This is a genomic window from Streptomyces sp. ALB3, assembly GCF_044385685.1.
Taxonomy (GTDB): Bacteria; Actinomycetota; Actinomycetes; order Streptomycetales; family Streptomycetaceae; genus Streptomyces.
Genome location: NZ_JBISCE010000008.1, coordinates 72,777 through 98,845 on the forward strand (window position 1 = coordinate 72,777; position 26,069 = coordinate 98,845).

General features: G+C 71.2%; 19 protein-coding genes and 1 pseudogene. 15 read left to right on the forward strand and 5 right to left on the reverse strand.

Annotated features, from left to right (window positions below):
- The first annotated feature begins 39 nt into the window (after positions 1-39).
- The 6 genes from ACHFIV_RS07265 to ACHFIV_RS07290 all read left to right on the forward strand — a co-directional run bounded on the left by ACHFIV_RS07265 (position 40) and on the right by ACHFIV_RS07290 (position 6,577).
- Positions 40-645 (forward strand): YdbC family protein, encoded by a 606-nt coding sequence (locus tag ACHFIV_RS07265; RefSeq protein ID WP_398964824.1) that lies wholly within the window; start codon positions 40-42, stop codon positions 643-645.
- Positions 646-735: 90 nt separating this feature from the next.
- Positions 736-1,395 (forward strand): histidine phosphatase family protein, encoded by a 660-nt coding sequence (locus ACHFIV_RS07270; RefSeq protein ID WP_398964826.1) that lies wholly within the window; start codon positions 736-738, stop codon positions 1,393-1,395.
- Between the two features lie 12 nt (positions 1,396-1,407).
- Positions 1,408-2,319 carry an ADP-ribosylglycohydrolase family protein gene (locus ACHFIV_RS07275; RefSeq protein ID WP_398964828.1) on the forward strand — a complete coding sequence of 304 codons (912 nt, stop codon included), beginning with the start codon at positions 1,408-1,410 and terminating at the stop codon, positions 2,317-2,319.
- A 210-nt stretch (positions 2,320-2,529) separates the two neighbouring features.
- Entirely contained in the window at positions 2,530-4,311 is a 1,782-nt protein-coding gene (locus ACHFIV_RS07280; protein ID WP_398964830.1) for a DUF4153 domain-containing protein, read from the forward strand.
- A gap of 857 nt (positions 4,312-5,168) precedes the next feature.
- Positions 5,169-5,879 carry a ribonuclease HII gene (locus ACHFIV_RS07285; protein WP_398964832.1) on the forward strand — a complete coding sequence of 237 codons (711 nt, stop codon included), beginning with the start codon at positions 5,169-5,171 and terminating at the stop codon, positions 5,877-5,879.
- Between the two features lie 68 nt (positions 5,880-5,947).
- A complete protein-coding gene (locus ACHFIV_RS07290; protein ID WP_398965935.1) occupies positions 5,948-6,577 on the forward strand; it encodes a hypothetical protein in 630 nt (209 codons plus the stop codon).
- Between the two features lie 57 nt (positions 6,578-6,634).
- On the opposite strand, the gene ACHFIV_RS07295 is transcribed toward ACHFIV_RS07290, so the two are convergent.
- Both ACHFIV_RS07295 and ACHFIV_RS07300 read right to left on the reverse strand, forming a co-directional pair.
- On the reverse strand, positions 6,635-7,267 hold the full coding sequence (locus ACHFIV_RS07295; RefSeq protein ID WP_398964834.1) for a hypothetical protein: 633 nt from the start codon (positions 7,265-7,267) through the stop codon (positions 6,635-6,637).
- Positions 7,268-7,483: 216 nt separating this feature from the next.
- Positions 7,484-9,655, reverse strand: coding sequence for a RecQ family ATP-dependent DNA helicase (locus ACHFIV_RS07300; protein WP_398964836.1), 2,172 nt, complete (start codon positions 9,653-9,655; stop codon positions 7,484-7,486).
- A 110-nt stretch (positions 9,656-9,765) separates the two neighbouring features.
- Here ACHFIV_RS07300 and ACHFIV_RS07305 point away from each other — a divergent pair, with 110 nt between their 5' ends.
- The 6 genes and pseudogenes from ACHFIV_RS07305 (at position 9,766) to ACHFIV_RS07330 (ending at position 17,802) form a co-directional block, all read left to right on the forward strand.
- A complete protein-coding gene (locus ACHFIV_RS07305; RefSeq protein WP_398964838.1) occupies positions 9,766-11,106 on the forward strand; it encodes a DUF4192 domain-containing protein in 1,341 nt (446 codons plus the stop codon).
- Positions 11,107-11,238: 132 nt separating this feature from the next.
- Positions 11,239-12,002 (forward strand): annotated as a pseudogene (locus ACHFIV_RS07310) (NUDIX hydrolase).
- A gap of 144 nt (positions 12,003-12,146) precedes the next feature.
- Positions 12,147-13,913: an ABC transporter ATP-binding protein gene (locus ACHFIV_RS07315; protein ID WP_398964840.1), complete on the forward strand. Its 1,767-nt coding sequence runs from the start codon at positions 12,147-12,149 to the stop codon at positions 13,911-13,913.
- 181 nt (positions 13,914-14,094) lie between these two features.
- Entirely contained in the window at positions 14,095-14,964 is an 870-nt protein-coding gene (locus tag ACHFIV_RS07320; protein ID WP_398965938.1) for a FadR/GntR family transcriptional regulator, read from the forward strand.
- Positions 14,965-15,287: 323 nt separating this feature from the next.
- Entirely contained in the window at positions 15,288-16,835 is a 1,548-nt protein-coding gene (locus ACHFIV_RS07325) for an RNA polymerase sigma factor (RefSeq protein ID WP_398964842.1), read from the forward strand.
- Between the two features lie 136 nt (positions 16,836-16,971).
- Positions 16,972-17,802: a S1 family peptidase gene (locus ACHFIV_RS07330; RefSeq protein ID WP_398964843.1), complete on the forward strand. Its 831-nt coding sequence runs from the start codon at positions 16,972-16,974 to the stop codon at positions 17,800-17,802.
- A gap of 122 nt (positions 17,803-17,924) precedes the next feature.
- On the opposite strand, the gene ACHFIV_RS07335 is transcribed toward ACHFIV_RS07330, so the two are convergent.
- Positions 17,925-18,158, reverse strand: coding sequence for a DUF7455 domain-containing protein (locus tag ACHFIV_RS07335; protein WP_014153643.1), 234 nt, complete (start codon positions 18,156-18,158; stop codon positions 17,925-17,927).
- 432 nt (positions 18,159-18,590) lie between these two features.
- On the opposite strand from ACHFIV_RS07335, the gene ACHFIV_RS07340 reads away from it, so the two are divergent.
- The 3 genes from ACHFIV_RS07340 to ACHFIV_RS07350 all read left to right on the forward strand — a co-directional run bounded on the left by ACHFIV_RS07340 (position 18,591) and on the right by ACHFIV_RS07350 (position 23,417).
- The gene (locus ACHFIV_RS07340; RefSeq protein ID WP_398964845.1) at positions 18,591-20,717 is read left to right on the forward strand and encodes a type IIA DNA topoisomerase subunit B; all 2,127 of its coding nucleotides are present in this window, start codon (positions 18,591-18,593) and stop codon (positions 20,715-20,717) included.
- A 637-nt stretch (positions 20,718-21,354) separates the two neighbouring features.
- Positions 21,355-21,828 (forward strand): DUF485 domain-containing protein, encoded by a 474-nt coding sequence (locus ACHFIV_RS07345; RefSeq protein WP_398964847.1) that lies wholly within the window; start codon positions 21,355-21,357, stop codon positions 21,826-21,828.
- Positions 21,825-23,417 (forward strand): cation acetate symporter, encoded by a 1,593-nt coding sequence (locus ACHFIV_RS07350; RefSeq protein ID WP_398964849.1) that lies wholly within the window; start codon positions 21,825-21,827, stop codon positions 23,415-23,417. The genes ACHFIV_RS07345 and ACHFIV_RS07350 overlap by 4 nt, the downstream gene beginning before the upstream one ends.
- Before the next feature lie 22 nt (positions 23,418-23,439).
- On the opposite strand, the gene ACHFIV_RS07355 is transcribed toward ACHFIV_RS07350, so the two are convergent.
- Complete coding sequence (locus ACHFIV_RS07355) at positions 23,440-24,117, reverse strand: DUF7342 family protein (RefSeq protein WP_398964851.1); 678 nt, start codon at positions 24,115-24,117, stop codon at positions 23,440-23,442.
- On the reverse strand, positions 24,114-25,853 hold the full coding sequence (locus ACHFIV_RS07360; RefSeq protein WP_398964853.1) for an ATP-binding protein: 1,740 nt from the start codon (positions 25,851-25,853) through the stop codon (positions 24,114-24,116). The genes ACHFIV_RS07355 and ACHFIV_RS07360 overlap by 4 nt, the downstream gene beginning before the upstream one ends.
- Positions 25,854-26,069 lie beyond the last annotated feature (216 nt).

A 26,069-nucleotide genomic window follows, 5' to 3' on the forward strand; every position in this document is an offset into this window, starting at 1 on the left:
GCGTGACGCGCGCCACGCCGGGCCCCGTACGATGGCGCGGTGCTGGTCAAGTGGATTCGCTGCACCGTGGTGGACCGCCGCGGTTTCGAGCGGGGGCAGCGGAAGTGGGCGGGGCTGCTCGATGAGCCGGGCTTCCGGGGGCAGGGCGGCGGGTGGAGCCGACGGCAGCCGGATGTCGCCCATGTGTTCGCCTTCTGGGAGAATCGTGTCTTCTACGACTCCTTCATGGCCCGCGGGCACGACCGGCCGGCCGCCGCACAGTCGGGCACGTACAAGGACATACGGGTCAAGCTCTTCGAGTACCGCTTCGATGTGAAGACCGGTTTTCAGCCGGATTTCACCGACACGGACGTGGTGAGGGTGGCGCACAGCAGGGTGCGCGAGGACCGCGCCGAGCACTTCGCGCTCATGCAGCGACGGGTGTGGAACCCCGCCATGGCGGGATCCCCCGGAATGCTGCGAGGAGTCTTCGGCGAGGCCCCGGGGTGTGAGTTCCTCGTGCTCTCGATGTGGCAGTCGAGCGCCGAACGCGGCAAGTACCGGCCCGAGAGCATCGCCCGGCTCACGGCACGGGCGGAAACCGACAAGGACGTCGAATCGCTCACGGGGGACGTGGTGCGGCTCGAACCGTCGTGGACGGTCTGACCCGGCCCGCCCGCGTTCCCTTGGTCACACATGCCCGCCGGAGGACGCCGGGACAGCTCGATCGCGCCGGACGGCATCTAGGGTCGGAACATGGCGCGACCGCAACGCATCGTTCTCGTCCGGCACGGTGAGTCCGAGGGGAACGCCGACGACTCGGTCTACGAACGCGAGCCCGACCACGCTCTCAGGCTCACGGCCAACGGCCGGAGGCAGGCGGAGGCGACGGGCTCCCGTCTCCGTGAGGCCTTCGGCGACGAGAGGGTCAGTGTCTACGTCTCGCCCTACCGGCGCACTCACGAGACGTTCAGGGCGTTCGGGCTCGCACCGGAGCGGGTGCGTGTCAGAGAAGAGCCCCGTCTGCGCGAGCAGGACTGGGGCAACTGGCAGGACCGTGAGGACGTCAGGCTGCAGAAGGCCTACCGGGACGCCTACGGGCACTTCTTCTACCGCTTCGCGCAGGGTGAGTCCGGGGCCGACGTGTACGACCGGGTCGACGCCTTCCTGGAGAGCCTCCACCGCAGTTTCGAGGCGCCCGACCACCCGCCGAACGTCCTGCTGGTCACCCATGGGCTGACCATGAGGCTCTTCTGCATGCGCTGGTTCCACTGGTCGGTGGCCGAGTTCGAGTCGCTCTCCAACCCGGGGAACGGTGAATCGAGAACGCTGCTGCTCGGTGAGGACGGCCGCTATACGCTCGACCGGCCCTTCGAGCGGTGGCGTACCCCTGAGCCGTACGGCATCACCGGATAGAGTGGCAGAGCGATGACCGCTGACTCCGCTTCCGACCGTTTCGAACGCGCTCTGGCCAGCCTGCGTGGACTGTCCGTGGGAGACGCCCTCGGTTCCCAGTTCTTCGTCCCGGCCCATTTCCCCCTGCTCAAGAACCGGGAGCTGCCGCCCGCCGACTGGCAGTGGACCGACGACACGGAGATGGCCTGCTCCGTACTGGCCGTACTGGCCGGCCACGACCGTATCGACCAGGACGCGCTCGCCCACTCCTTCGCCCGGCACCACGACTTCGACCGGGGCTACGGGCCCGCGGTCAACCGGCTGCTCAGGCTGGTGAGGGAGGGCGGGGACTGGCGGGAGCTGGCCTCCGCCCTCTTCCAGGGCCAGGGCTCCTGGGGGAACGGTTCAGCGATGCGTATCGCTCCGCTGGGCGCCTGGTACGCGCACGACCCGGAACAGGCCACCCATCAGGCCGAGATCTCCTCGTACACCACCCACCAGCACCGCGAAGCCGTCGTCGGGGCCATGGCTGTCGCGGCGGCCGCTGCCCTCGTCGCCGCGCCCGGAGGGCCCCCGACGCCGGAGGGCCTGCTCGACGGTGTCGTCGCCCTCGTCCCGCGCAGCGCGGTCGGTGCCGGACTGCGCAGGGCCCGCGACATGCTGGACTACCGGGACGCGGGCACGGTCGCGGCGGTGCTCGGCAACGGCCGTCGCACGAGCGCGCACGACACGGTGCCGTTCGCTCTCTGGTCGGCGGCACGGAGCCTCGGTGACTTCGAGCAGGCGTTCTGGGTGACGGCGCAGGCGGGCGGCGACGTGGACACCACCTGTGCCATCGTCGGCGGCATCGTCGCCGCCGAGCCGGTGGGTGCCCCTCCGGCCGAGTGGCTGGCCCGTACGGAAGAGCTGCCCGACTGGCTCCCCCTCGCTCCGGAGCGGTGCTGACCGTCTGCCGGACGGGGCGGACGGGCACGGGCGGTTCCACTGTCACGGTCCTGCCACAGCGGGGGACCCGGAAGGCCGGACGGGCCGGGCGGGACTTACTCTTTCGGCCATGCCGCCCTCATTCGATCTTGGTGGCGTGCGCCTAGAGAAGCCGGGGTCCTCGTGCCGCGATGTGGCCGTGCGAGCGGACCTCGGTGGGGGAGGGGTCCCATGTCCGATCAGCCGTCCGACGCGTCCGTGCCCGAGAGGTCACCGGAGTCCCGTGAAGCGGTGCGCTCCGCGCCCGGGGCCGTGACCGCGCCGGAGAGCGAGGTGACGTCCGGAAGTCACCGTCCGGCGAAGACAGCGGTCGAGAAGCCTTCGCGGGCCGCCGGCACGCCGGTACCGTCGCAGGACGCCGGCCCGGACGTGCCGAAGGTGCCCGCCTACCTCCAGACCCAGCCACGGCCGGACGTCTGGCTGCGTGGTGGCCGGCAGCCGCAGCCCGGCGTACTGTCCCGGCTCAGGCCTCCGCCCCCGCCCGCCATCGGGCCGGCGACACTCTGGTCGGCGTTCGCCACGGCCCTGCTCTGCGCGCTGCTGCTCGGCGACGGTGTGGGGATCAACCTGCTGATCGTGGCCGTGCCCGCCGCCACGGGCGCCTTCTTCGCCGCCCGCTCGGCAGGGCGCAGGCTGCGCCCCTGGACGGCCGTGTGGGCGGCCGGCGGCCTGGCGCTCCTGGCGATTCCGGCGCTTCGGGACGCGGGGTGGCCGGTCTTCCTCGCCGTTGTGTCGGCCCTCGCCCTGGGCTCCCTCGCCCTGCACGGAAGCCGGAGCTGGCCGGGCGTGCTGTTCGGGTCGCTGGGTCTGTTCCCCTCGGTCGCGGCCGGCGCGCGCTGGGGATGGCGCGGCGTGCGCGCCCGCGCGGACGACTCCCGTGGCCGGGTGCGCTCCGCCGTCCGCACCACGGCGGTCGCCGTCGTGCTGCTCATCGTGTTCGGCACGCTCTTCGCCTCCGCGGACGCCGCCTTCGCCGAGCTGCTGGGCAGTCTCACACCCGACGTGTCGGTCGGGGACAGCCCCTGGCGCCTCTTCCTCTTCGCACTCGGACTCCTCGGAGCGCTCGCCGCCGCGTACAGCGCTGCGGCGCCGGTGCGCTGGGACGGCATCACCATCAAGCCCGGCAGGCCCAGGAGCAGGGCGGAGTGGGCCCTTCCGCTGATCGTGCTCAACCTTCTCTTCGCGGCCTTCATCGTGCTCCAGCTGGTCGTCCTCCTCGGCGGGTACGACAAGGTGCTGGAGGAGACGGGTCTGCTGCCCGCCGAATACGCCAGGCAGGGCTTCTGGCAGCTCCTCTGGGCCACCGTGCTGACCCTGGTGGTCATCGCGCTCGCCCTGCGCTGGGCGCCGCGAGGCGGACCGGGCGACCTGCCCCTGGTCCGGAGCGTCCTCGGTTCCCTGTGCGTGCTCACACTCGTGGTCGTGGCCTCGGCGCTGCGCCGCATGGACCTCTACGTGGACGCCTTCGGACTGACCCGGCTGCGCATCTCCGTGGCCGCTGTGGAGCTCTGGCTCGGCGTGGTGCTGATCCTGATCCTCGCGGCCGGCGTCCTGGGCGCCCGGCTCCTGCCGCGTGCGATCGCCGTGAGCACGGCCGCTGGTGTGCTCGTGTTCGGGCTGGTCTCGCCCGACGGACTGATCGCCGAACAGAACGTCCAGCGGTACCGCAGCGACAAGACGATCGACATCGACTACCTCAAGGACCTCTCCGCCGACGCCGTGCCGGCACTGGACACGCTGCCGGAGCCGCTGAGGTCCTGCGCCCTGGAGGGCTTCCGGCGTGACCTCGCCCTGTCGGACGGCCCGTGGTATTCCTCCAGCTGGGGCGAGGTCAGGGCCCGGGACCTGCTCGAGCGGCACGCCGTGCAGGACCACGGGACCGAGTGCTACAGCCTCGGCCAGGAGGCCGACGAGCGGGAGGGCCTCGAGGAGGGCTCCTACGACCCGTACTGAGCGGGATTCCTCGCCGAAGCGGGCCGGTGATCCAGCGGGCGGGCCGACGGACCCGGCGTGCGCGCGCCTCGTGCGGGCGCGTCCGACTGCGCTTGCCCCTGCCCGGCCCCGGTCCGGCTCCGTCCGGTCAGGCCTTTGTCCGGTCCGGCAGCGTAGGTCATGGGCGGTCCGGTCGGTCCGGTCGGCCGGGGTCGTCGGTCCGGTGCTGCGCCGTCGGTGCGGTCCGGCCCTCCTGCCGGTCGGTCCCGCGCCTCGGAGCAGTTGCTGACCTACCGCGCGTACGGGAGCACTCCCGGCTCCCGAACGCCCGCGTGAGGCGGGCGCGTTCGGGGTGATCGCACGGACGGGGCCGGCCGGACGACGGCCGTCTCAGCCCTGCCTCCGGGTTCGATCCGCAGGCGTTCGTCCGGCGCCCCGGTCGAAGCCGCTTCGGAGTGGTACGGGACGATGGGCCAATCGATCTTCGCGTTCGCGATGTGGGTGGAGCGGGCGAGCTACGGAAGGACGCGACGAGCGGTCGGTGCATCGCTGTGGTCGTGTCCGTATGGGTGACGGCCTCCAACTGAGGAGGACGAAGGGCGGGACCGTCCTCGGCGCGGTGCTGCGTCAGGGTTCTGCGCGGTGTCCCGGCGTCGAGAATGCACTGGTGCAATGTGTGCTCGTGCCAATGCGTGAGCGGAGACTGCCCTTCGGGTGACCGCCGGGTTCCGGGGGCCGCACCGCACCTCCCTTGGCCCCGCCCACACCTGTCGCGTGCTGGAATGCGGCGTTCCGGACATGGCCGCACACGTGCCGATCCGCTGGGCGGTGCCCCGGGGTGTTGTCGCCGTGCCCATCGGCGTAACCTGGCAGGCGCCATGCCGTACGAACCACCCACGCACACCGTCGAGCGCTCACTGCGCGCTACCTCCGGTGCCAGGACCGTCGCCGGCGTCGACGAGGTCGGACGCGGAGCGTGGGCCGGCCCCGTCACCGTGTGCGCCGCCGTCACCGGACTCCGCCGGCCGCCCGAGGGTCTTACCGACTCCAAGCTGATCAGTCCCAAGCGCCGGGCCGAACTCGCCCCGATGCTCGAGAAGTGGGTCACTGCCTACGGGCTGGGGCACGCGTCACCCCTGGAGATCGATGAGCTCGGCATGACGGCCGCGCTCCGTCTCGCGGCCGTCAGGGCGCTCGAGTCGCTGCCAGTGCGGCCGGACGCCGTGATCCTCGACGGCAAGCACGACTACCTCGGACCGCCCTGGAACGTCCGTACCGTGATCAAGGGCGACCAGTCCTGCATCGCCGTCGCGGCGGCCTCGGTGATCGCCAAGGTCCACCGGGACACGATGATGGCCGAACTGGGAGCGGAGGCAGGGCTTTACGAGGACTTCGCGTTCGGTGCGAACGCCGGCTATCCGTCACCTGTGCACCGGGCGGCGCTGGAGGAACGGGGTCCTACTCCTCACCATCGCCTCAGCTGGGCCTACCTCGACGCGCTGCCCAAGTGGCAGCATCTGAAGAAGGTCCGGTTCTCCGCCGAGGCGGCAGCACTGGAAAGCGGGGGCCAGCTCGGCTTCGACTTCTGATCGCACAGGCGCATTCGCCCGTCGGCGCGCGCCGCGCCGACCGCAACAGACAACCATTCACGCCTCTCATCCCCGAGGAGCCTCAGATTCCCGAGAGCGCCCAGGGTCCCCGCGTCACTCCGGCCGCCGGCCGTACCGCGCCGACCCCCCGCCCCGTACCCGGCCCGCGTTCCGCGGCCACCCCGCGTCCCGGAAGCCCGGGCCGCGGCCCCGCGCGTCCCGCGCCCCCGGCGCAGCGCCCGCGTCCCACATCCCTCACCCCCGCTGCTCCGGTTTCTGCCGGGCAGCAGCCGCCGGAAGGACCCGCCGGACCCAAGTTCCAGCTGATCCCGGCGTCGGCGAACGGCGCGGTCGCCGCTGCCGATGAAACCGTCGACCTGCTGCTCGACTCCGGCCGGGCACCTGGCGACATCCTGGTCCTCACCACCTGCGAACCACACCCCTGGGCCGCTCACGAACTCTCCTTCGGAGAAGCCGCCTACTGGGCCCAGCACGACGCGGGTGACGACGTCTTCTTCGCCCGTACGGCGGACGCCGATCGCTGGAACTCCCGTTCCGTGGTCGTGGTCGCGGTCGACGGCGACCTCGACGACACGGCTGCCCGAGTGCTTTCCGACGTGCGGGGGCGCGCCGGTGCGCTGCTCATCGTGTGCGGAGACCCGCAGAAGATCAATTCCGCGCTCGGCGCGGGAGTCTGAGCCGTACGCCGTGGGTCCCGGCCGTCCGTGAGGGGCGGCCGGGACCCACGGCCCGTTCTACCTGGCCGCGCTTCGCCGCAATGCCTCGGCCGCCCCGCCGCCGCTACGCAGCGGAACGGGGTCGAGGTCGGCGGAGGTGTCCGCCAGAGCCGAAGGTCTCGACATCAGTGTCGGTCTGCGACCGCCCCTGCCCTCGCCGAGGACCTGCCATCCGCCACCCGTCAGGGTGATGTAGGCCCCGCATCTGAGGCCGTGCAGTGTGCAGGCGTCCCTCAGCCCCCACATCCACGCCCCGTCCTCCTCCGTCCAACGCTCGTCCCCCTCGCGGCAGTAGAGCAGAACCGCGGTACGCACCGGGGTGCGGCGGCGCAGATCGTGCGGGATCACCCGTCGCAGGTGTGCCAGCAGGGCGTTCCTGAGCTCCCAGCCGTCCGCGGCCATGGTCGACCGCCGGGTGAACGAGGCGCTGGCCGTGAGCCGTTCCTCGTGATCGAGAACGGCGACGACCGCGGTGGCCGGAGTCGGCCGGTGTCGCGCGTGGAGGCCGCTGACGACCTCGCGCGGACTGCGTAGCAGGGGTATGCCCGCCGAAGCCCACTCGGCCGGTTCGAGCATCCTGGCGACATGGTTGGCGGAGCCCGCGGATGCCGACAGTGAAGTGGCTGCGGACGGAGCGAATCCGAAGGTCACGGTCCTCCCTTCGCTACGCGCCCACGAAGCGGGCAGGGTCGAGTGAGGGCGCGCCGCGGCACAGCCCTTCCGGGCCCGCTGGAAGACCGTGCGGGGAGCGACTCCAATTCTTCCTGGCCTACCGGCAGGCGGCAACGAGCAATTGGCTGGACTGACGGGTATCTGACGGAATGACTCCTATATCCCTGCCCGTTCGGTGACGAACGAAGCCAGCTGTCACGCCTGGACTGCGAGGACCAGCGGAAACACGCCCTCCGCTCCCGCACGCCGGAGGAGGCGCGCCGCCACGGCCAGGGTCCACCCGGTGTCGGAGAGATCGTCCACGAGCAGGACGGGCCCTCCCGCGGAGGCGAGTGCCTCCGCCAGCGCGGGCTCCACGACGAGGGCCTCGTGCAGCGCCTTCACCCGCTGCGCGCTGTTGGTCTGGGAGATCCGGAGCTCCTCGCTGCCCGGGGCGTAGGTGACCGTGCCCAGCAGGGGCATCCGGCCGACCTCGGCGATACCGCTGCCGAGCGAGTGGACCAGCTGCGGCCTGCGGCGTGAGGCGACCGTGACGACACCGACCGGCCGGGGAGACGCGTCCGGGGCTCCCGAGGCCCACCCGCCGGGTCCCTTCGCCCAGTCGGTGACGACTGTGACCACGGCGCTCGACACGTCGTCGGGGACCGGGGCGTCCTGCGCCTGCTCCGCGAGCAGGGGCCGCAGTCTGTTGCCCCAGCCGATGTCCGAGAGCCTGCCGAGCGCCCGCCCCGGGAAGGCCAGTTCGCCCGCCGGGATGCGGCCCTTGAGATCGACGCCCACCGCGGAGAGCCCCGTGGGCCACATCTTGCGCGGCTCCACCTCCACCCCCGGCCTTCCGAGCTCCCCGCGTGCGCCGTCGAGGGCAGCCGTGGAGACCTTGTCGTCGAAGCGTGCGCCCGCGCAGTTGTCACAGCGTCCGCACGCTTCGGCCTCCTCGTCGTCCAGCTGGCGCCTGAGGAACTCCATGCGGCACCCGGTGGAGGAGACGTAGTCGCGCATGGCCTGCTGTTCCGTCGCCCGCTGCCGTGCGACCCACGCGTAGCGCTCGGAGTCGTACACCCACGGCTCGCCCGTGGAGATCCAGCCGCCCTTCACCCGCTTCACCGCGCCGTCGACGTCCAGCACCTTGAGCATGGTCTCGAGGCGGGTGCGCCGCAGATCGACCAGAGGTTCCATGGCGGGCAGAGACAGGGGCCGGCCGGCCTGGGCGAGGACGTCCAGCGTACGGCGGACCTGCTCCTCCGGGGGGAAGGCGACCGAGGCGAAGTACTGCCAGATGGCTTCGTCCTCCTTGCCCGGGAGCAGCAGGACCTCGGCGTGCTCGACTCCGCGGCCCGCCCGGCCGACCTGCTGGTAGTAGGCGATGGGTGAGGACGGCGATCCCACATGCACGACGAAACCGAGGTCCGGCTTGTCGAACCCCATGCCGAGCGCGGATGTGGCCACCAGGGCCTTGACCCGGTTGGCCAGGAGGTCGTCCTCCGCCTGCTGCCGGTCGGCGTTCTCCGTACGGCCCGTGTACGACGCGACCGGGTGCCCGCACTGGCGCAGGTAGGCCGTGATCTCCTCGGCCGCCGCGACCGTGAGGGTGTAGATGATGCCGGAGCCGGGCAACTCCCCGAGGTGGTCGCCCAGCCAGGCCAGACGGTGTGCGGCGTTGGGCAGTTGCAGCACCCCGAGACTGAGACTCTCCCGGTCCAGGGGACCGCGCAGCACCAGCGCGTCCGTGCCCGCCCCCGTGCCGAGCTGCTCCGCGACGTCCGCGGTGACACGGGCGTTGGCGGTGGCGGTCGTGGCGAGCACGGGGACTCCCGTGGGCAGATCGGCGAGCATGGTGCGCAGTCTCCGGTAGTCAGGCCGGAAATCGTGCCCCCAGTCGGAGATGCAGTGGGCCTCGTCGACCACCAGCAGCCCCGTCGCGGCGGCAAGGCGCGGCAGTACCTGGTCGCGGAAGTCAGGGTTGTTGAGCCGCTCGGGGCTGACCAGCAGGACGTCCACCTCGCCCGCCGCCACCTCGGCCTGGACGGTGTCCCACTCCTCGGTGTTGGAGGAGTTGATCGTGCGGGCGCTGATACCGGCCCTCGCCGCCGCCGCCACCTGGTTGCGCATGAGCGCGAGCAGAGGCGAGACGATCACTGTGGGCCCGCTGCCTCCCGCGCGCAGCAGCGACGTGGCCACGAAGTACACCGCGGACTTGCCCCACCCCGTCCGCTGGACGACCAGGGCTCTGCGTTTGTCGGCGACGAGGGCCTCGATCGCGCGCCACTGGTCCTCGCGCAGCCGGGCGGCGCCGGTGGTGTCCCCGACCAGGCGGGCGAGTACGGAGTCGGCCGAGGCCCTGAGCGCTGCGCGGTCTTCGTTGGTCATGCCCCCATGCAACCCGATGCCTACGACAAACCGCGAACGGTGGCCGGCGCCTGTGGACAGAGTTATCCACAGGGGTCGCGGAAATCGGCGCCCCGAGGGACGGTCATGCCATGAACCAGCACGACGAAACCACCGGGCCGTCCGACGCGCAGCAGATCACCCTGCGAGGTCCGGCCGAGCTTGCCGACGCCCTGCCCTACCTCCTGGGCTTCCATCCGGACGACAGCGTGGTCATGGTGGCCCTGCACGGTGGGCGGGGCCGCTTCGGCGGCAGACTGAGGATGGGCATCCCGCACGATCCGCAGGAGTGGGCGCCGGTCGCCGGCCAACTGGCCGAATGCCTGATCACGGGCAGCGAGAAGCGGGAATCCCGCCCTGACGCGGTTGTCGTCTTCCTCTGCCAGGACCCGGCCGAGGGGGAGCGTGCCCCCCAGGCCATGGAGAGGCTGAGGCCACTCGCGCAGCTTCTGCGTACGGCCTGCGGAGCGCTCGACGTTCCCGTGCTCGAAGCCCTCTGCATCTCCGACGGCCGTTACTGGTCCTACTGCTGCCCCGATGACCGCTGCTGCCCGCCCGAGGGCAATCCGCTGGCGCTGCCCGGCACCACGGTGATGGCGGCCGCGGCCGCGTACGCCGGTGTGCAGGTGCGCGGATCGCTGCGGGAGATGGAGGCCCGCCTCATGCCGGGGGAGTCCACGGTGGCGCGGGAGCAGGAGCGCGCCCTGGATTCGGCGGGCGCCGTGCTGGTGTCGCGGATCCTCGACGCCGAGGGGCGAGGTGAAGTGGCGGGCGAGACCCTGGCACTCGCGCGGGACCTCATGGGACGCCTCGGGCGAGCGCCGGCCGTGGGCACCGCCGGTACGGACGGCGGGGACGACGGTCTGATCGCTCCGGACGAGGCGGCTGCTGTGATTCTCGGTCTGCAGGACCGTGAGACGAGGGACCGGGCCGCGGAGTGGATGGAGGGCAGGGAGGCGGAGACGGCGCTGCGCTTGTGGCACGTGCTCGCACGTCGCTGTGTCGGGCCCTACGTGGAGCACGCGGCGGCCCCTCTCGCGCTGGCCGGCTGGGTCTCGTGGTCCACCGGCGACGAGGCGGGCGCCAGGGTGGCGCTGGGGCTCGCCCTGCGCGCCGACCCGCACTACACGTTCGCCCAACTCCTGCACCAGGCGTGCAACCAGGGCCTCGATCCGGAAACACTGCGGCGCTGCCTCCGGGGGGAGCGCACCCGGCGCGACGGCCAGGGAGACGTCGGCACGTCCCTGGATCACCGTGGGCGGTCCGTGGTCCGGCGGACCGAGCCACGGACCGCCAGCCCGTCCGGCAGGCGCAAAGGGAAGGCACCGGGCAGGCCGGCACCCGGAGCCGCCTCACGACCGGGCGCCGTGGGCCGGGACCGTGGCCGTGACCCCCGGCGGCTGGGGCCCCGTGGCGCCAGGAGCCGCGACTGACGGGCCTCCACTCCTCGGGGCCCGGTCGGGAGCCCCGCCCGGCCGGGCACGAGCGGACGCCGTACCGCGACCAGCGGAAGCAGGTGTGGCGAAGGGCGTGTTTATCGTCAGGAAGACGACTATGATTTCGGCATGCCGCCCTACGACCCGTCGACCTTCCCGCCCTTCGCTGTCACCGTCGACCTGGTTGTCCTCACGGTGCGCCGTCACGCGCTCTGTGCGTTGGTGGTGCGCCGTGGTGAACCGCCGTTCAAGGGGCGGTGGGCGCTGCCGGGCGGATTCGTCAGAACCGACGAGGATCTCGCCGCGGCGGCAGCGCGTGAGCTCGTCGAGGAGACGGGGCTCTGCGCGCACGACGCCGCTGCCCCCGCCGTCGGAAACGGCGCCCACCTCGAACAGCTGGCCACCTACGGCGACCCCGGCCGCGATCCCCGGATGAGGGTCGTCAGTGTCGCGCACCTCGCACTGGCGCCCGACCTTCCCGCCCCGCGGGCCGGAGGCGACGCGAACAGCGCGCGGTGGGCCGCGGTGGATGACCTGCTGGGGGCGGGGGGCGACTTCGGCCGCGACGACGAACAGTCCGCGCCGCTGGCCTTCGACCACGCGCGGATCCTCGGCGACGGGGTGGAGCGAGCCCGTTCCAAGATCGAGTATTCCTCGCTCGCCACGGCGTTCTGTCCGCCCGAGTTCACGGTCGGTGAGCTGCGCAGGGTGTACGAGGCGGTGTGGGGGTGGTCCTCGACCCCCGGAACTTCCATCGCAAGGTCACCGGCACGCCCGGCTTCCTGGTCCCGTCCGGCGGTACGACCACGCGGCAGGGAGGCCGCCCCGCGCAGCTCTTCCGGGCCGGCACGGCGACCGTTCTCAACCCTCCGATGCTGCGGCCGGAGGTCTGAGCGGCCCGGCCCGCGATCTCACATCGCGCGGGCCCGCGGAACGCCCACAGAAGCACCGGTGCGCCGAAAGTCCGAAATGTCGCGTTATCTTGCTGGGGTACTCCACCCTGCCGCCGAGCGGTCACACCCTCTGCGAGAGAAGCGATGCTCCAGGCCATCGGACTCACCAGCGCCCCCCGCCGCGACGGTCCCCCCGTCGTGGACGACCTGACCTTCGAAGCCCCGTCCGGCAGCGTCACCACCCTGCTCGGAGCCCCCGGCTCCGGCAAGTCCACAGCCCTGCGCCTGATGCTCGAGCTCGAGGCGGGGCGGGGCGTCACCTACTTCAGGGGCCGCCCGCTGCACCGCATCGGCCACCCCGCCAGGGAGGTAGGGGTGTTGCTCGGAGACGTGCCGGGGCATCCGGCGCGCACCGCGCGCGGTCAGCTCCGCATGCTCTGTGCCGCAGCGGGAGTGCCCGCCTCGCGAGCCGACGAACTGCTGGAGGTCGTGGGTCTCGCCGGGCTGGGGGACCAGCGCATCGGAACCCTCTCGGCGGGTATGGACCGGCGGCTCGGCCTCGCCTCCGCGCTGCTCGGTGACCCCCATACGCTCGTACTCGACGAGCCCACCGCAGGGCTGTCGCCGCGGGAGAGGAGCTGGCTCCACGGCCTGCTCCGCGCACACGCGGCCGAAGGCGGCACGGTCCTGCACACGACCGGTGACCCCAAGGAGGCCGTTCGCGTGGCCGACCGCGTGGTCACCGTCGACGAGGGCCGTCTCGTCGCGGACCAGGACGTCGCCGACTTCTCGCGCACCCGCCTGCGTCCCCGGGTGGCCGTGCGTACCCCGCACGCGGCCAGGCTGGCCGCTGTGGTGAGCCGTGAGGCCCGCGCGGCTCAGCGCTCGGTCGAAGTGGTCGCCGAGGACGGCAGCCGACTGTCGGTGTACGGAGCGACGTGCGCGGAGATCGGGGACACGGCGTACCGGCACGGCCTCCCCGTCCACCAACTCGCCGACGAGACCGGCGACGCGGGCCCTGCGGCTGCTCCTGCGCGGACGGTGGGCGAGGGCCGGGACCGGGGGAAGGCCGCCGCGTCCGGGCCGGCCTCGACCGTGCCCCTCTCGGAGTTGCCCCCGCCGATCCCCGTGCGCCCGGCCCGTGGTCCGCTCCGGCCCGTCCGGTACGAACTGCGCCGTCTCTTCGGGGTGAGGACGACCGTTCTGATCATGGCGGCCGTCCCCGTCGTCTCGGTGGTCGTCTCCGTCCTCCTGGCCCGCGCCGGGACGGCGGATCTCCCGTATCTCCTCGCCGCCTGGCCGGACCTGCTGCCGCTGCCGCCCGCGGCGTTCGCCGCCGGCCTGCTGGGAGCTCTGTCCTTCGGCGACGAGTTCCGGTATCCGGCGCTCGCGGCGGGACGGGGAACGGTGCCGCGCCGTCTCGGTCTCCTGCTGGCCAAACTGGTCGTCTCTGCGGGTGTCGCGCTGCTGCTCGCACTGCTCTCCGTACTGGCGGACGCCCAAGCCCTCCGTCTCCTGTACGGCGGCGACTTGATGGCCGTACCTGCGAACGCGCCCCGGCTCGCGGCCAGTTACGCCGGACTGTCGGTCGGATGTGCCTGGGCGGGGCTTCTGGGCGCCGGAGTGTTCCGGATGGCCGGTGCCGGAGTCGCCGCAGTGCTCGCGGTGCCGGTCCTCGTCGTGCCGTTGGTGCAGAAGCTCCTCGCGGGGCCGTCCGCCCGTTCGATCGCGGGACTGCCGGGCCGGCTGCGTGAACTCGGCTGGCTGCAGTGGCCGTACGAGGCGGACCGCTGGGCGATGGCAGCCGTGCGGGTCGTGGCCCAACCCGTGGGGCTGGCCCTGTCCTTGTCGCTGTCCGCCCTGGTCTGTGCGTACGTGTTCACCAGCCTTCGCGGAAGAGCTCGTTGGTGACCTGAGCCCCGGCCGCATCACTCTCGTTTCCGACAACTGGCAAGAAAAGGTGTGATTCCTGCCGATAGGGCGTCAATTGAAAGGCGGTTGCCGATCACCCTTTCGTGTGCTTTTCAGCAAAGACCTCAAGGGGCGGGTGAGCCACGCCGACAAAGGATGCGTGAGTACCCTTGCGCACACCATGATGACCGCCGCCCGCTCCGCCGACTCCGGCCTCGCCGGTCCGGGCGAACTCGACAGCTACCCCTACACGGAGGCGCCGGCCGGCGAGCGGGCCGCCCTCCGTTCATGGGGCGGTACCGAATCCGATCTGGGGCGGGCGGCGAGCCGGCGAGGCGCGGCCAGTCGCGGCCGTGGGCTTCACGGCCAACTGGTTCAGCAGCTCGGCCAGATGATCGTTTCCGGGGACCTGGGTGCCGACCGGCCGCTCGTGCCGGAGGAGATCGGCCAGCGCTTCGAGGTCTCCCGCACCGTTGTCAGGGAATCCCTGCGCGTTCTCGAGGCCAAGGGCCTGGTCAGCGCGCGGCCCAACGTGGGCACGCGGGTGAGGCCGGTGAGCGACTGGAATCTGCTGGACGCCGACATCATCGAATGGCGCGCCTTCGGCCCCCAGCGTGACGATCAGCGCCGCGAGCTGGAGGACCTTCGGTGGACCATCGAGCCGCTGGCCGCGCGGCTGGCCGCCGGACACGGACGCGAGGACGTTCAGCAGCGTCTCGGCGACATGATCGAGATCATGGGGCACGCGATGGGGCAGGGGGACGCCATCACGTTCTCCCGGGCCGACGCGGAGTTCCACGCCCTCCTGATCCAGGCGGCGGGCAATCGCATGCTCGAACACCTTTCCGGGATCGTGTACGCGGCCCTGCATGTCTCCGGCGGCCCTGTCACGGGATGTGACCGGCCCGCCGAGGCGTCCCTCGGTCACCACGCGCGGATCGTGGAGGCTCTCGCGTCGGGTGACGCAGCCGGCGCCGAGAGCGCCATGCGGCAGCTGCTGGTCGGCCACGCCGACGGCGAACGGGTGGTTCCCGCGCCTCGCGAGCACTGAGCATCCACGATCGGGGCACATGGACCGGGTGCCGCCGGGCCCGCGCGGTTCGGCGGCATGTATGTACGGTGATGTGATCTTCGGTTCTGTTTGTCGCGAATGAGGTGTGACTGGGGCCACGCGAATTGGGCGTAACACTCCTCGAAACAGTGCGATGACTTAAGAGGTGACCGCCGCGGAAGGAATACAGCAGCCACACAGTGCGCTGTGCAGTTCTGAGGCCAAGCCCGCGCCGTCGGCGACATCCCCAGCCGACGGTCGTCGGTTCCAGCCCTCTCCAGGGCCGGGCCGGAAGCCGTTTCCATCGTTCCGAGAGGTTGTTCGTGTCGGCCAGCACATCCCGTACGCTCCCGCCGGAGATCGCCGAGTCCGAGTCTGTGATGGCGCTCATCGAGCGGGGAAAGGCTGATGGGCAGATCGCCGGCGATGACGTGCGTCGGGCCTTCGAGGCTGACCAGATTCCGCCAACCCAGTGGAAGAATGTTCTGCGCAGCCTCAACCAGATCCTCGAGGAAGAGGGTGTGACGCTGATGGTCAGTGCCGCGGAGTCGCCTAAGCGCGCCCGCAAGAGCGTCGCAGCGAAGAGCCCGGTCAAGCGCACCGCCACCAAGACCGTCGCGGCCAAGACGACCGTGACGCGGACCGTCGCGGCATCTGCCGCCCCGGCGGCCGAGAGCGCGGACGTGGCGGGTGACGACGCCGCCGTCGCCGCTCCTGCGAAGAAGGCGGCAGCCAAGAAGACGGTTGCCAAGAAGGCCGCGGCGAAGAAGACCGCGGTCAAGAAGACCGCCGCGAAGAAGTCCGGCAAGCAGGACGACGAACTGCTCGACGGCGACGAGGCGGTCGAGGAAGTCAAGGCCGGCAAGGGTGAGGAAGAGGAGGGCGAGGGCGAGAACAAGGGCTTCGTCCTCTCCGACGACGACGAGGACGACGCGCCTGCCCAGCAGGTAGCCGTCGCCGGCGCCACGGCCGACCCGGTCAAGGACTACCTGAAGCAGATCGGCAAGGTCCCCCTCCTCAACGCCGAGCAGGAGGTCGAGCTCGCCAAGCGCATCGAGGCGGGGCTCTTCGCCGAGGACAAGCTCGCCAACTCCGACAAGCTCGCCCCGAAGCTCAAGCGCGAGCTGGAGATCATCGCCGAGGACGGCCGCCGGGCCAAGAACCACCTGCTGGAGGCCAACCTCCGTCTCGTGGTCTCGCTGGCCAAGCGTTACACCGGGCGCGGCATGCTCTTCCTGGACCTCATCCAGGAGGGCAACCTCGGTCTGATCCGTGCGGTCGAGAAGTTCGACTACACCAAGGGTTACAAGTTCTCCACCTATGCCACCTGGTGGATCCGGCAGGCGATCACCCGCGCCATGGCCGACCAGGCCCGCACCATCCGTATCCCGGTGCACATGGTCGAGGTCATCAACAAGCTCGCGCGCGTGCAGCGTCAGATGCTCCAGGACCTGGGCCGTGAGCCCACTCCGGAGGAGCTGGCCAAGGAGCTCGACATGACCCCCGAAAAGGTCATCGAGGTCCAGAAGTACGGCCGCGAGCCGATCTCTCTGCACACCCCGCTGGGTGAAGACGGGGACAGCGAGTTCGGAGACCTGATCGAGGACTCCGAGGCCGTCGTGCCGGCGGACGCGGTGAGCTTCACGCTGCTCCAGGAGCAGCTGCACTCCGTGCTCGACACGCTCTCCGAGCGCGAGGCGGGCGTCGTCTCGATGCGCTTCGGTCTCACCGACGGCCAGCCGAAGACGCTGGACGAGATCGGGAAGGTCTACGGAGTGACGCGCGAGCGCATCCGTCAGATCGAGTCGAAGACGATGTCGAAGCTGCGGCACCCGTCGCGTTCGCAGGTGCTGCGCGACTACCTCGACTAGACCGCACGACCGCACGCGGACATGGGCCGGGCCCGGAACCTGATCAGGTTCCGGGCCCGGCCCATGTCCGCGTGCGGTCGGCACCGTGGCGGATGACGCTGAGTGGGCACTGTCCACCTCGGCGTCAGGAGCCTCCATGCCTCGCGTTCCCGTCCGTGCCCTTCCCACCGCCTTCACCCTGGCGGCCGCTGCTGCGGTGATACCGCTCGGGTCTCCGGCGCCAGCGGCGGCGGACAGCATCATCGTCGGCGGGCGGCCGGTGGCCGTTGCGGACAGCCCGTGGACCGTAGCGCTGTCGAGCCGTGACCGGTTCGGGGGAACCCGTGCGGGTCAGTTCTGCGGCGGAGTGGCGATCGCGCCCACCCAGGTGCTCACGGCGGCCCACTGCCTGCAGGAGGACGTCCTGGGGGCAGCGGTCCCGGAGGTCCGGGATCTGCGGATCATCGCCGGGAGGGACGAGCTGAGCGGCCCGGGCGGCCAGGAGATCCCGGTGCGTTCCGCCTGGGTCAATCCAGGGTACGACCCGGGCACCAACGCGGGCGACCTCGCGGTCCTCACTCTGGACCGGGCCCTGCCGAAGGGCAGCGTCATACCGATGGCCGGAGCCGGGAGCGCGGCATACGAGCCGGGGGCCGCCGCCACGGTGTACGGCTGGGGGGACACCACCGGATACGGCGCGTACGCGTCGGGGCTGCGGGCCGCCCCGGTGCGGGTGCTGCCGGACAGCGAGTGCGTCCGGGCCTACCCGGGCGGCGCGCAGGGCGGCTACGACGCCTCATCGATGCTGTGCGCCGGTGACACCGCGGGTGGGCGGGACGCGTGTCAGGGCGACAGCGGGGGCCCGCTGGTCGCCGGTGGGCGCCTCATAGGGCTCGTCTCGTGGGGCAGTGGCTGCGGGAGCCCTGGCAGCCCCGGGGTGTACACCCGCATATCAGCGGCGATCGGGTGGATGGCCGACCGGCGCTGACCACGGCGGTTCACTGGAACACGCGTTCGGTCCACACGTGAGAACGGGCGGCTTTCCCCTGAGGGAGGCCGCCCGTCGGCCGGTCCTGGACCGAACCCATGGCTCGTCGTGGATGCGAGGTGTCAGTGTTGTTCCTCGTCGGCGGCACTGGCCTGCACGGCAGTGAGCCGATCTGTCTCATCCTGTATTTCCGCGGCGATCTTCTTGAGTTCCGGCTCGAACTTGCGCCCGTGGTGGGCGCAGAAGAGCAGTTCACCGCCGCTGATGAGGACGACGCGCAGGTAGGCCTGGGCGCCGCAACGGTCACAGCGGTCTGCTGCGGTCAGCGGGCTCGCGGGGGTCAGAACAGTAGTCACGTCGCCTCTTCTCTAGCTCGACGAGCTGTCGTACCAGGGTCAACATCCAACCAGGCCGAAAACGTTCCCGCTCGTGGCATTTCTTCGAAACTTCTTGTCGGGATGGCTGTCTGTTGCCGGTTGGCGGCGAATGTGCCGTATTGCGTAGCGCTACGGTTTCGCGTTGCTTGCGGGGGCCGGTCCGCCGGCTGGCTTGCCGGTTGTTCATGAGGACGTGCCCGGAGCCTAAATGGTTCATGCCTCGAAGGGAACGTGATGTGCACGTCACCCTAACGAATGATCGAACGCGTATGCGAGGCTGGACTAGCATAAGGATTCCCCCTGGGTGGCGTTACAACCGCTCTACCAGGCCTCGGTAGGCTCTCAGCGGCTACCGAGGCCGAGCCCGCTACCCACTGGGCCCCCAATGAAATTCAGCGAGGAGCGAACCGCGTGACCGCCGATTCCGTGCCGTCCACTGCGCTGCTGACCGGAGCAGGCGGCTCAGACAGGGACAGCTCCAACTACACCGCGCGGCACCTTCTCGTCCTCGAGGGACTCGAAGCGGTCCGCAAGCGCCCCGGTATGTACATCGGGTCCACGGACAGCCGCGGACTGATGCACTGCCTCTGGGAGATCATCGACAACTCGGTCGACGAGGCCCTCGGCGGTTACTGCGACAGCATCGAGGTCATCCTCCACGACGACTCCTCCGTGGAGGTCCGCGACAACGGCCGGGGCATCCCGGTCGACGTGGAGCCCAAGACCGGGCTCTCCGGCGTCGAGGTCGTCATGACCAAGCTGCACGCCGGCGGAAAGTTCGGCGGCGGGTCCTACTCGGCGTCGGGAGGCCTGCACGGGGTCGGCGCCTCGGTGGTGAACGCGCTCTCCGCCAGGCTGGACATCGAGGTCGACCGCAACAGCGCCACCCACTCCATCAGCTTCCGGCGCGGCGTCCCTGGCATCTTCACCGAGCAGGGGCCGGACAGCCCCTTCGACCCCGCCAACGGCCTCCGCAAGGGCAAGCGCGTCCCCAAGACGCGTACGGGTACCCGTACGCGGTACTGGGCGGACCGCCAGATCTTCCTCAAGGACGCGAAGCTCGACCTGGAGACGCTGTACCAGCGGGCCCGCCAGACCGCGTTCCTCGTGCCCGGCCTCACCCTCGTCGTACGCGACGAGCGGGGCATCGACGGCGAGGGCAAGACGGAGGAGACGTTCCACTACGACGGCGGCATCAGTGAGTTCTGCGAGTACCTGGCGCAGGACAAGGCCGTCTGCGACGTCCAGCGCCTGACCGGAACGGGAACCTTCAAGGAGACCGTGCCGGTCCTGGACGACCGCGGGCACATGACGGCGACCGAGGTCACCCGAGAGCTGGGTGTCGACATCGCACTGCGCTGGGGGACCGGCTACGACACCACCGTCAGGTCCTTCGTCAACATCATCGCCACCCCCAAGGGCGGCACCCACGTCAGCGGCTTCGAGCGCTCGCTCACGAAGACGGTGAACGAGGTCCTGCGCTCCTCCAAGCTGCTGCGGGTGGCGGAGGACGACATCGTCAAGGACGACGCACTGGAGGGCCTGACCGCGGTCGTCACCGTGCGGCTCGCGGAGCCGCAGTTCGAGGGGCAGACCAAGGAGGTGCTGGGTACCTCGGCGGCCAACCGGATCGTGGCCAATGTGGTCGCCAAGGAACTCAAGGCGTTCCTGACGTCCACGAAGCGTGATGCCAAGGCGCAGGCCAGGGCAGTGCTGGACAAGGCCGTGGCAGCCGCCCGCACCCGCATCGCGGCCCGGCAGCACAAGGACGCGCAGCGGCGCAAGACCGCGCTCGAGTCCTCCTCGCTGCCCGCGAAGCTCGCGGACTGCCGGAGCGACGACGTGGAGCGCAGCGAGCTCTTCATCGTGGAGGGTGACTCGGCCCTCGGCACCGCGAAGCTCGCGCGCAACAGTGAGTTCCAGGCCCTGCTCCCCATCCGTGGGAAGATCCTCAACGTCCAGAAGTCCTCTGTCTCGGACATGCTCAAGAACGCTGAGTGCGGGGCCATCATCCAGGTCATAGGAGCAGGGTCCGGGCGCACCTTCGACATCGACGCGGCGCGGTACGGCAAGGTCATCATGATGACCGACGCCGACGTCGACGGCTCGCACATCCGCACCCTGCTGCTCACGCTCTTCCAGCGCTACATGCGGCCGATGGTCGAGGCGGGCCGGGTCTTCGCCGCGGTGCCGCCGCTGCACCGGATCGAGCTCGTCCAGCCCAAGAAGGGCCAGGACAAGTACATCTACACCTACTCCGACAACGAGCTCCGGCAGACGCTCCTGGAGCTGCAGCGGAAGAACGTCCGGTTCAAGGACTCGATCCAGCGGTACAAGGGCCTCGGCGAGATGGACGCGGACCAGCTGGCGGAGACCACGATGGACCCGCGCCACCGCACGCTGCGCCGGATCAACATCGGGGACCTCGAATCCTCCGAGCAGGTCTTCGACCTGCTGATGGGTAACGAGGTGGCTCCCCGCAAGGAGTTCATCACCAGTTCCGCCGCCACCCTGGACCGGTCGCGTATCGACGTCTGAGGCAGTCCCGCGCCCGCCCTCCGAGGGCGGAGAGCCTCTCCGCCCGTCCGGGGGCCCGGTCCCGCGGCCGGCCCCCCGTGCGCCCGGTCCCGCGGCCGGTGCGTCTCCCGCCGTGACACGGTGCCTCCAGGAGGGCGGCGCGGCGCGTGCGGTGGCGCGCACAGGCCCTGTGGGGCGCGTCAGGCGCTCTTCACGCCGCGCGGGGAGGTGATTCCCACGCGGCGGCTTCCTGTGCCGCCTCGCGGCCTGTGAGCCCGGCCCGGGTGTTGGGGGCAGGGCGCTGGACGGCTGAGTGCGGAAGCGTCACACACCGTGCGGAAGGGCGGCGCGCAGGTACCGGCCGCTGCCGGAAGCATGCCGTGCGGACAGGCGTCCCGGGACTGCCGGAGAGCCGACGGGACGCGGTGGCACCCAAGCCGCGGATGCCGGGAACCGGCCTCCGGCAGTGCGCCTTCTGCCAGCGGGTCCGGCCCGGAGCCGCGCCCGTGCACTAGGCGAAAGGGCCCGGCTCGCGCGCCCACCCGGCACTTCCGTCACCTGAAATGGTGAAGCACGGCGAATGAAGTGCCCGGGATCTTCCCGGTCTGCCCATTCTTGGCTACGCGGCCGAAAAGGTTCGTGGACAAGGGAGTTGTCGGTGGAGAAGGAAGCAGGGCCGGACGCGGCAGCGGCGCGGTCCGACGACCCGTGGTGCGGGACACCGGCCGTCGGGTGGGACGTGCCGGGTGGTGCGGGGGCCGGCCCGGCCGAGGAACCGTCCGGTTCGACGGAGCGGCACAGCCACAGCGCGGCCGAGATCTACCTGGAGGTGCAGAGGAGCCCCGCGTTCCGCGAAGTGCGCCGTCGCTACCGGCGGTTCGTGGGTCCCGCCGCGGCCGCCTTCCTGCTCTGGTACCTCGCCTACGTCATCGCGGCCACCACCGCGCACGACCTGATGGCGCGCCCCGTCATCGGTGTGCTCAACGTGGCCATGCTGGCAGGACTCGGACAGTTCCTCACCACCTTCCTGCTCACCTGGGCCTACGCACGGCACGCGCGTCTGCACCGGGACCGTGACGCGCTCGAACTGCGCTGGGAGACCCAGGAGATGACAAGAGGGGCCGGCCGGTGAGGGGGGACCACCAGACGCTGGCGTTGCTGCTGTTCAGCGTGTTCATCGCCGTGACACTCGGCATCACCACCTGGGCCGGCCGCAACAGACAGGGGTCCGCCGAGGAGTTCTACGCGGGCGGACGGCTGTTCTCGCCCATGGAGAACGGATTCGCCATCGCCGGCGACTACATGTCCGCGGCGTCCTTCCTCGGCATCTCGGGGCTGATCGCGCTCTTCGGCTACGACGGCATGCTCTACTCCGTCGGATTCCTCGTGGCCTGGCTCGTCGTCCTGCTTCTCGTCGCCGAACTCGTGCGCAACTGCGGGCGGTTCACGCTGGCCGACGTGGTCGCCGCCCGCATGGCCGAGCGCCCGGTGCGCACAGCGGTCGGCACCTCGTCCGTCACCGTCTCGGTGCTGTACCTGGTGGCCCAGATGGTGGGCGCGGGGAGCCTGGTCGCACTGCTGCTCGGCGGGACGAGCGACACCGCCAGGTCATGGACCGTGGTCGGGGTCGGAGCGCTGATGGTGATCTACGTGTCGCTCGGCGGGATGCGCGCCACGACGTGGATCCAGATCGTCAAGGCGGTCCTGCTGATGGCCGGTGCCGTCGCGCTCACCGTGCTCGTCCTCGTCCGGTTCCACGGCGACTTCGGTGCCCTGCTCACCTCCGCCGCCGAGCGCAGCGGTCAGGGCAAGGACTTCCTGTCACCGGGACTGAGGTACGGCGGGAGCTGGACGGCCCGTTTCGACTTCATCAGCCTGGGCCTGGCGCTCGTCCTCGGCACCGCCGGCCTTCCGCACATCCTGTCGCGCTTCTACACCGTCCCGACGGCCCGCGCCGCCCGCCGCTCCGTCGTCTGGTCCATCGGGCTGATCGGCAGCTTCTACCTGATGACCATCGTGCTGGGGTTCGGAGCGGCCGCGCTCGTCGGCTCCGCCGACGTCCGGGCATCCAACGCCTCGGGGAACACGGCGGTTCCGCTCCTGGCGCTGGTGCTGGGAGGGGGCGAGGGCTCCACGGGCGGCACGGTGCTCTTCGCCGTCGTGGCCGCCATCGCCTTCGCCACGATCCTCGCCGTCGTCGCCGGGATCACTCTGGCCTCCTCCGCCTCCGTGGCGCACGACCTCTACGCGTCTTTCCGGCGGCCGGGCGCCGAGCCGCGGAGCGAGGTAGGTGTCGCCCGGGTCGCCGCGGCGGGCATCGGGGTGGTCGCCATCGCACTCGGCCTGCTCGCGCAGGATCTGAACGTGGCGTTCCTCGTGGGGCTGGCCTTCGCGGTCGCCGCCTCCGCCAACCTCCCGGCGCTGCTCTACTCGCTGTTCTGGCGGAACTTCACCACGCGAGGAGCGGTCTGGGCCGTGTACGGCGGCCTGGTACCCGCCGTCGTGCTCGTCCTGCTCTCGCCGGTCGTCTCGGGGAGCCCCACTTCGCTCTTCCCCGGCGTGGATCTCGCGGTCTTCCCCCTGGAGAACCCTGGGCTGGTGTCGATCCCGGCCGGCTTCCTGGCCGGCTGGATCGGCACGGTCACCTCGCCGGAGCGGCCCGACCCGGCCAAGCACGCCGAGACGGAGGTCCGCTCGCTCACCGGGGCGGGAGCGGCGTAGGCGTGGAGGCGGACCGGCAGCGTCACGGGCCGGTGGCCCAGGTGTACCGGTGCTCGGGGCGGCCCGTCTCGCCGTACCTGAGGGACAGGCGTACGCGGCCCGTGCGTTCCAGCAGCTTCAGATAACGCTGCGCCGTCTGCCGGCTCATTCCGGCGCTCTCCGCGACCTCCTGCGCGGAGAGCGGCCCGTCGGCCGCACGCAGGGCCTGGCGGACCAGTTCGGCGGTCGTCGTCGAGTGCCCCTTGGGGAGGTCGGACCCGCCCGTGGCCCACAGGGCCCCGAACAACCGGTCCACCTCCGTCTGTTCGGCCTCGCCGCCGCTCTCGAAGCCGCGGCGCAGTGCCGCGTACGCCTCCAGTCTGGTGCGTAGCCCCGCGTAGGTGAACGGCTTCACCAGGTACTGAAGCGCTCCGTGGCGCATCGCCGCCTGAACGGTGGCGACGTCGCGGGCGGCCGTCACCATGATCACGTCGGTGTGGTGGCCGAGTCCGCGCAGCTCCCGTACGACGGCCAGCCCGTTGCGGTCCGGCAGGTAGTGGTCGAGCAGGACCAGATCGATGGGCAGCTCGCCGATCCTGGCGAGTGCCCCGGCCGCCGAGTGGGCCAAGGCCGCCACCCTGAACCCGGGCACCTTGGAGACATAAGCCGCGTTGATCCGGGCGACCCGTACGTCGTCGTCCACGACGAGAACCTCGATCACGGGGCGTCTCCCGATGTGGTGGGCCCTACGGAAGCCGTCCGGCAATCCGGGGCGGACGGCCCCGGTCGCTCCGGGTCGCGGGGACCAGGGGTGCCGGGGGTGTGGGCGCCGAGAGGTCCCGCTTCGTCGAGGGCCTCCGGAAGGACGACGGTGAAGACCGCCCCGCCCTCCGGCGAACCCGCCACGGCCACACTGCCGCCCTGCCGCTCGGCGAGGCGTCTCACGAGCGGCAGGCCCAGGCCGCGCTTCCCGTGGGCCGGGAGCTCCTTGGTCGACCAGCCCTCCATGAAGATGGATTCGTGGTCATCGGCCGGTACACCGGGACCGCTGTCGCGCACCCGCAGTACCACCGCACGGCCCTCGGCCCGGAGCCCGACCTCGATCCGCGCGTCGGCCGATCCCGCGGCCGCGTCCAGCGCGTTGTCGACCAGATTGCCCAGGACCGTGACGAGTCCTCGCGGGTCCACGACCCGGTCCGGCAGCAGCGTTTCCGGGGCCATGCGCAGAGCCACACCGCGCTCGGCGGCCACGGTCGCCTTGCCGACCAGGAGCGAGGCCAGCAGGGGGTCGTGGACCTTCTCGGTGACCTGCTCCGCGGTCGCGCGGTGGACACCCACGACCTCCGTGACGAACTCCACCGCTTCCTCGTGCATCTCCAGTTCCAGCAGCCCGAGCAGGGTGTGCAGCCGGTTGGCGTGCTCGTGGTCCTGAGCGCGGAGCGCGTCGATCAGACCGCGCGTGGAATCCAGTTCGCGGCCGAGATACTCCAGCTCCGTGCGGTCGCGCAGCGTGGCCACCGCTCCGCCGTCGTCGGTCGGCATCCGGTTGGCGAGCAGCACCCGGCTGCCACGGACCGTCACCAGGTCCTCACCGGCCACCCGCCCGGCGAGGACGTCCGTGGTCCGGCCCTCTCCCAGTGCCTCGTCCAGGTGACGGCCCGCGGCGTCCGGGCCGAGTCCGAGCAGCCGCTGGGCCTCGTCGTTCATGAGCCTGATGCGTCCGGTGCGGTCGAGCGCGACGACTCCCTCGCGGATGCTGTGCAGCATGGCCTCGCGCTCGGTCAGCAGCGCCGAGATGTCGGAGAACGCCAGGTCGTGGGTCTGCCGCTGGAGGCGGCGGGAGATCAGATAGGCGGCCAGCGCTCCCACGGCGAGGGCTCCGCCCGCGTAGGCGAGCAGCCCCGGGATCGCGCCGAGCAGCCGGGCACGGACGCTGTCGTAGGCGATACCGACCGACACGGCACCGACGACCCGGTCCGATCCGTCGAGCAGCGGCACCTTGCCGCGGGCCGAACGCCCGAGCGTGCCGCTGTCGATCTCCATCACGGACCGGCCGGCGAGTGCCGTGCTGGGATCGGTGGAGACGACGTCGCCGATGCGCGAGGAGTCCGTGTGCGACCAGCGCACGCCCTGCCTGTCCATGATCACGACGTACTCGGCACCGGTCGAGCGCCTGATCCGCTCCGCTGCTGCCTGGACGGCCCCGTCCGGGCGCGGCTCGGTGGTGAGCAGCGAGGCGGCTATCTGCGGCTGCGCGGCCGTGCTCTGCGCGATCGCCAGGGCGCGGCGCATGGCCTGGTCGTCGAGCTGGGCACTCAGGGGCGCCAGGAAGAGGCCCGTGACGAGGACCGTGACTCCGGTGACGATGGCCAGCTGCATCAGCAGGACCTGCGAGAAGACCCGCTTCGGCCAGCCGAACCGGCGCGGGCCCCGTGGGATGGTCGGAGGGGCGCTCATCGTACGAACGGTAGACGGCGAAGCGCGCTCCCCGAAATTTCCGCGCCCCCGTGGCCCGCAGCCGGCCGGCGGCCACCCGTGCTCCGGCCGTAGGCAGCGGCGGGCCGGGGCGGCGCGGAGAGCCGGCGGTCGGTCGCGGAGGAGGGGCCGGGGGAACAGGGACCTTGCCTCCCCGCCCTGCATCTGTGAGCGTTCAACGAGGATTCGCCCCGACGC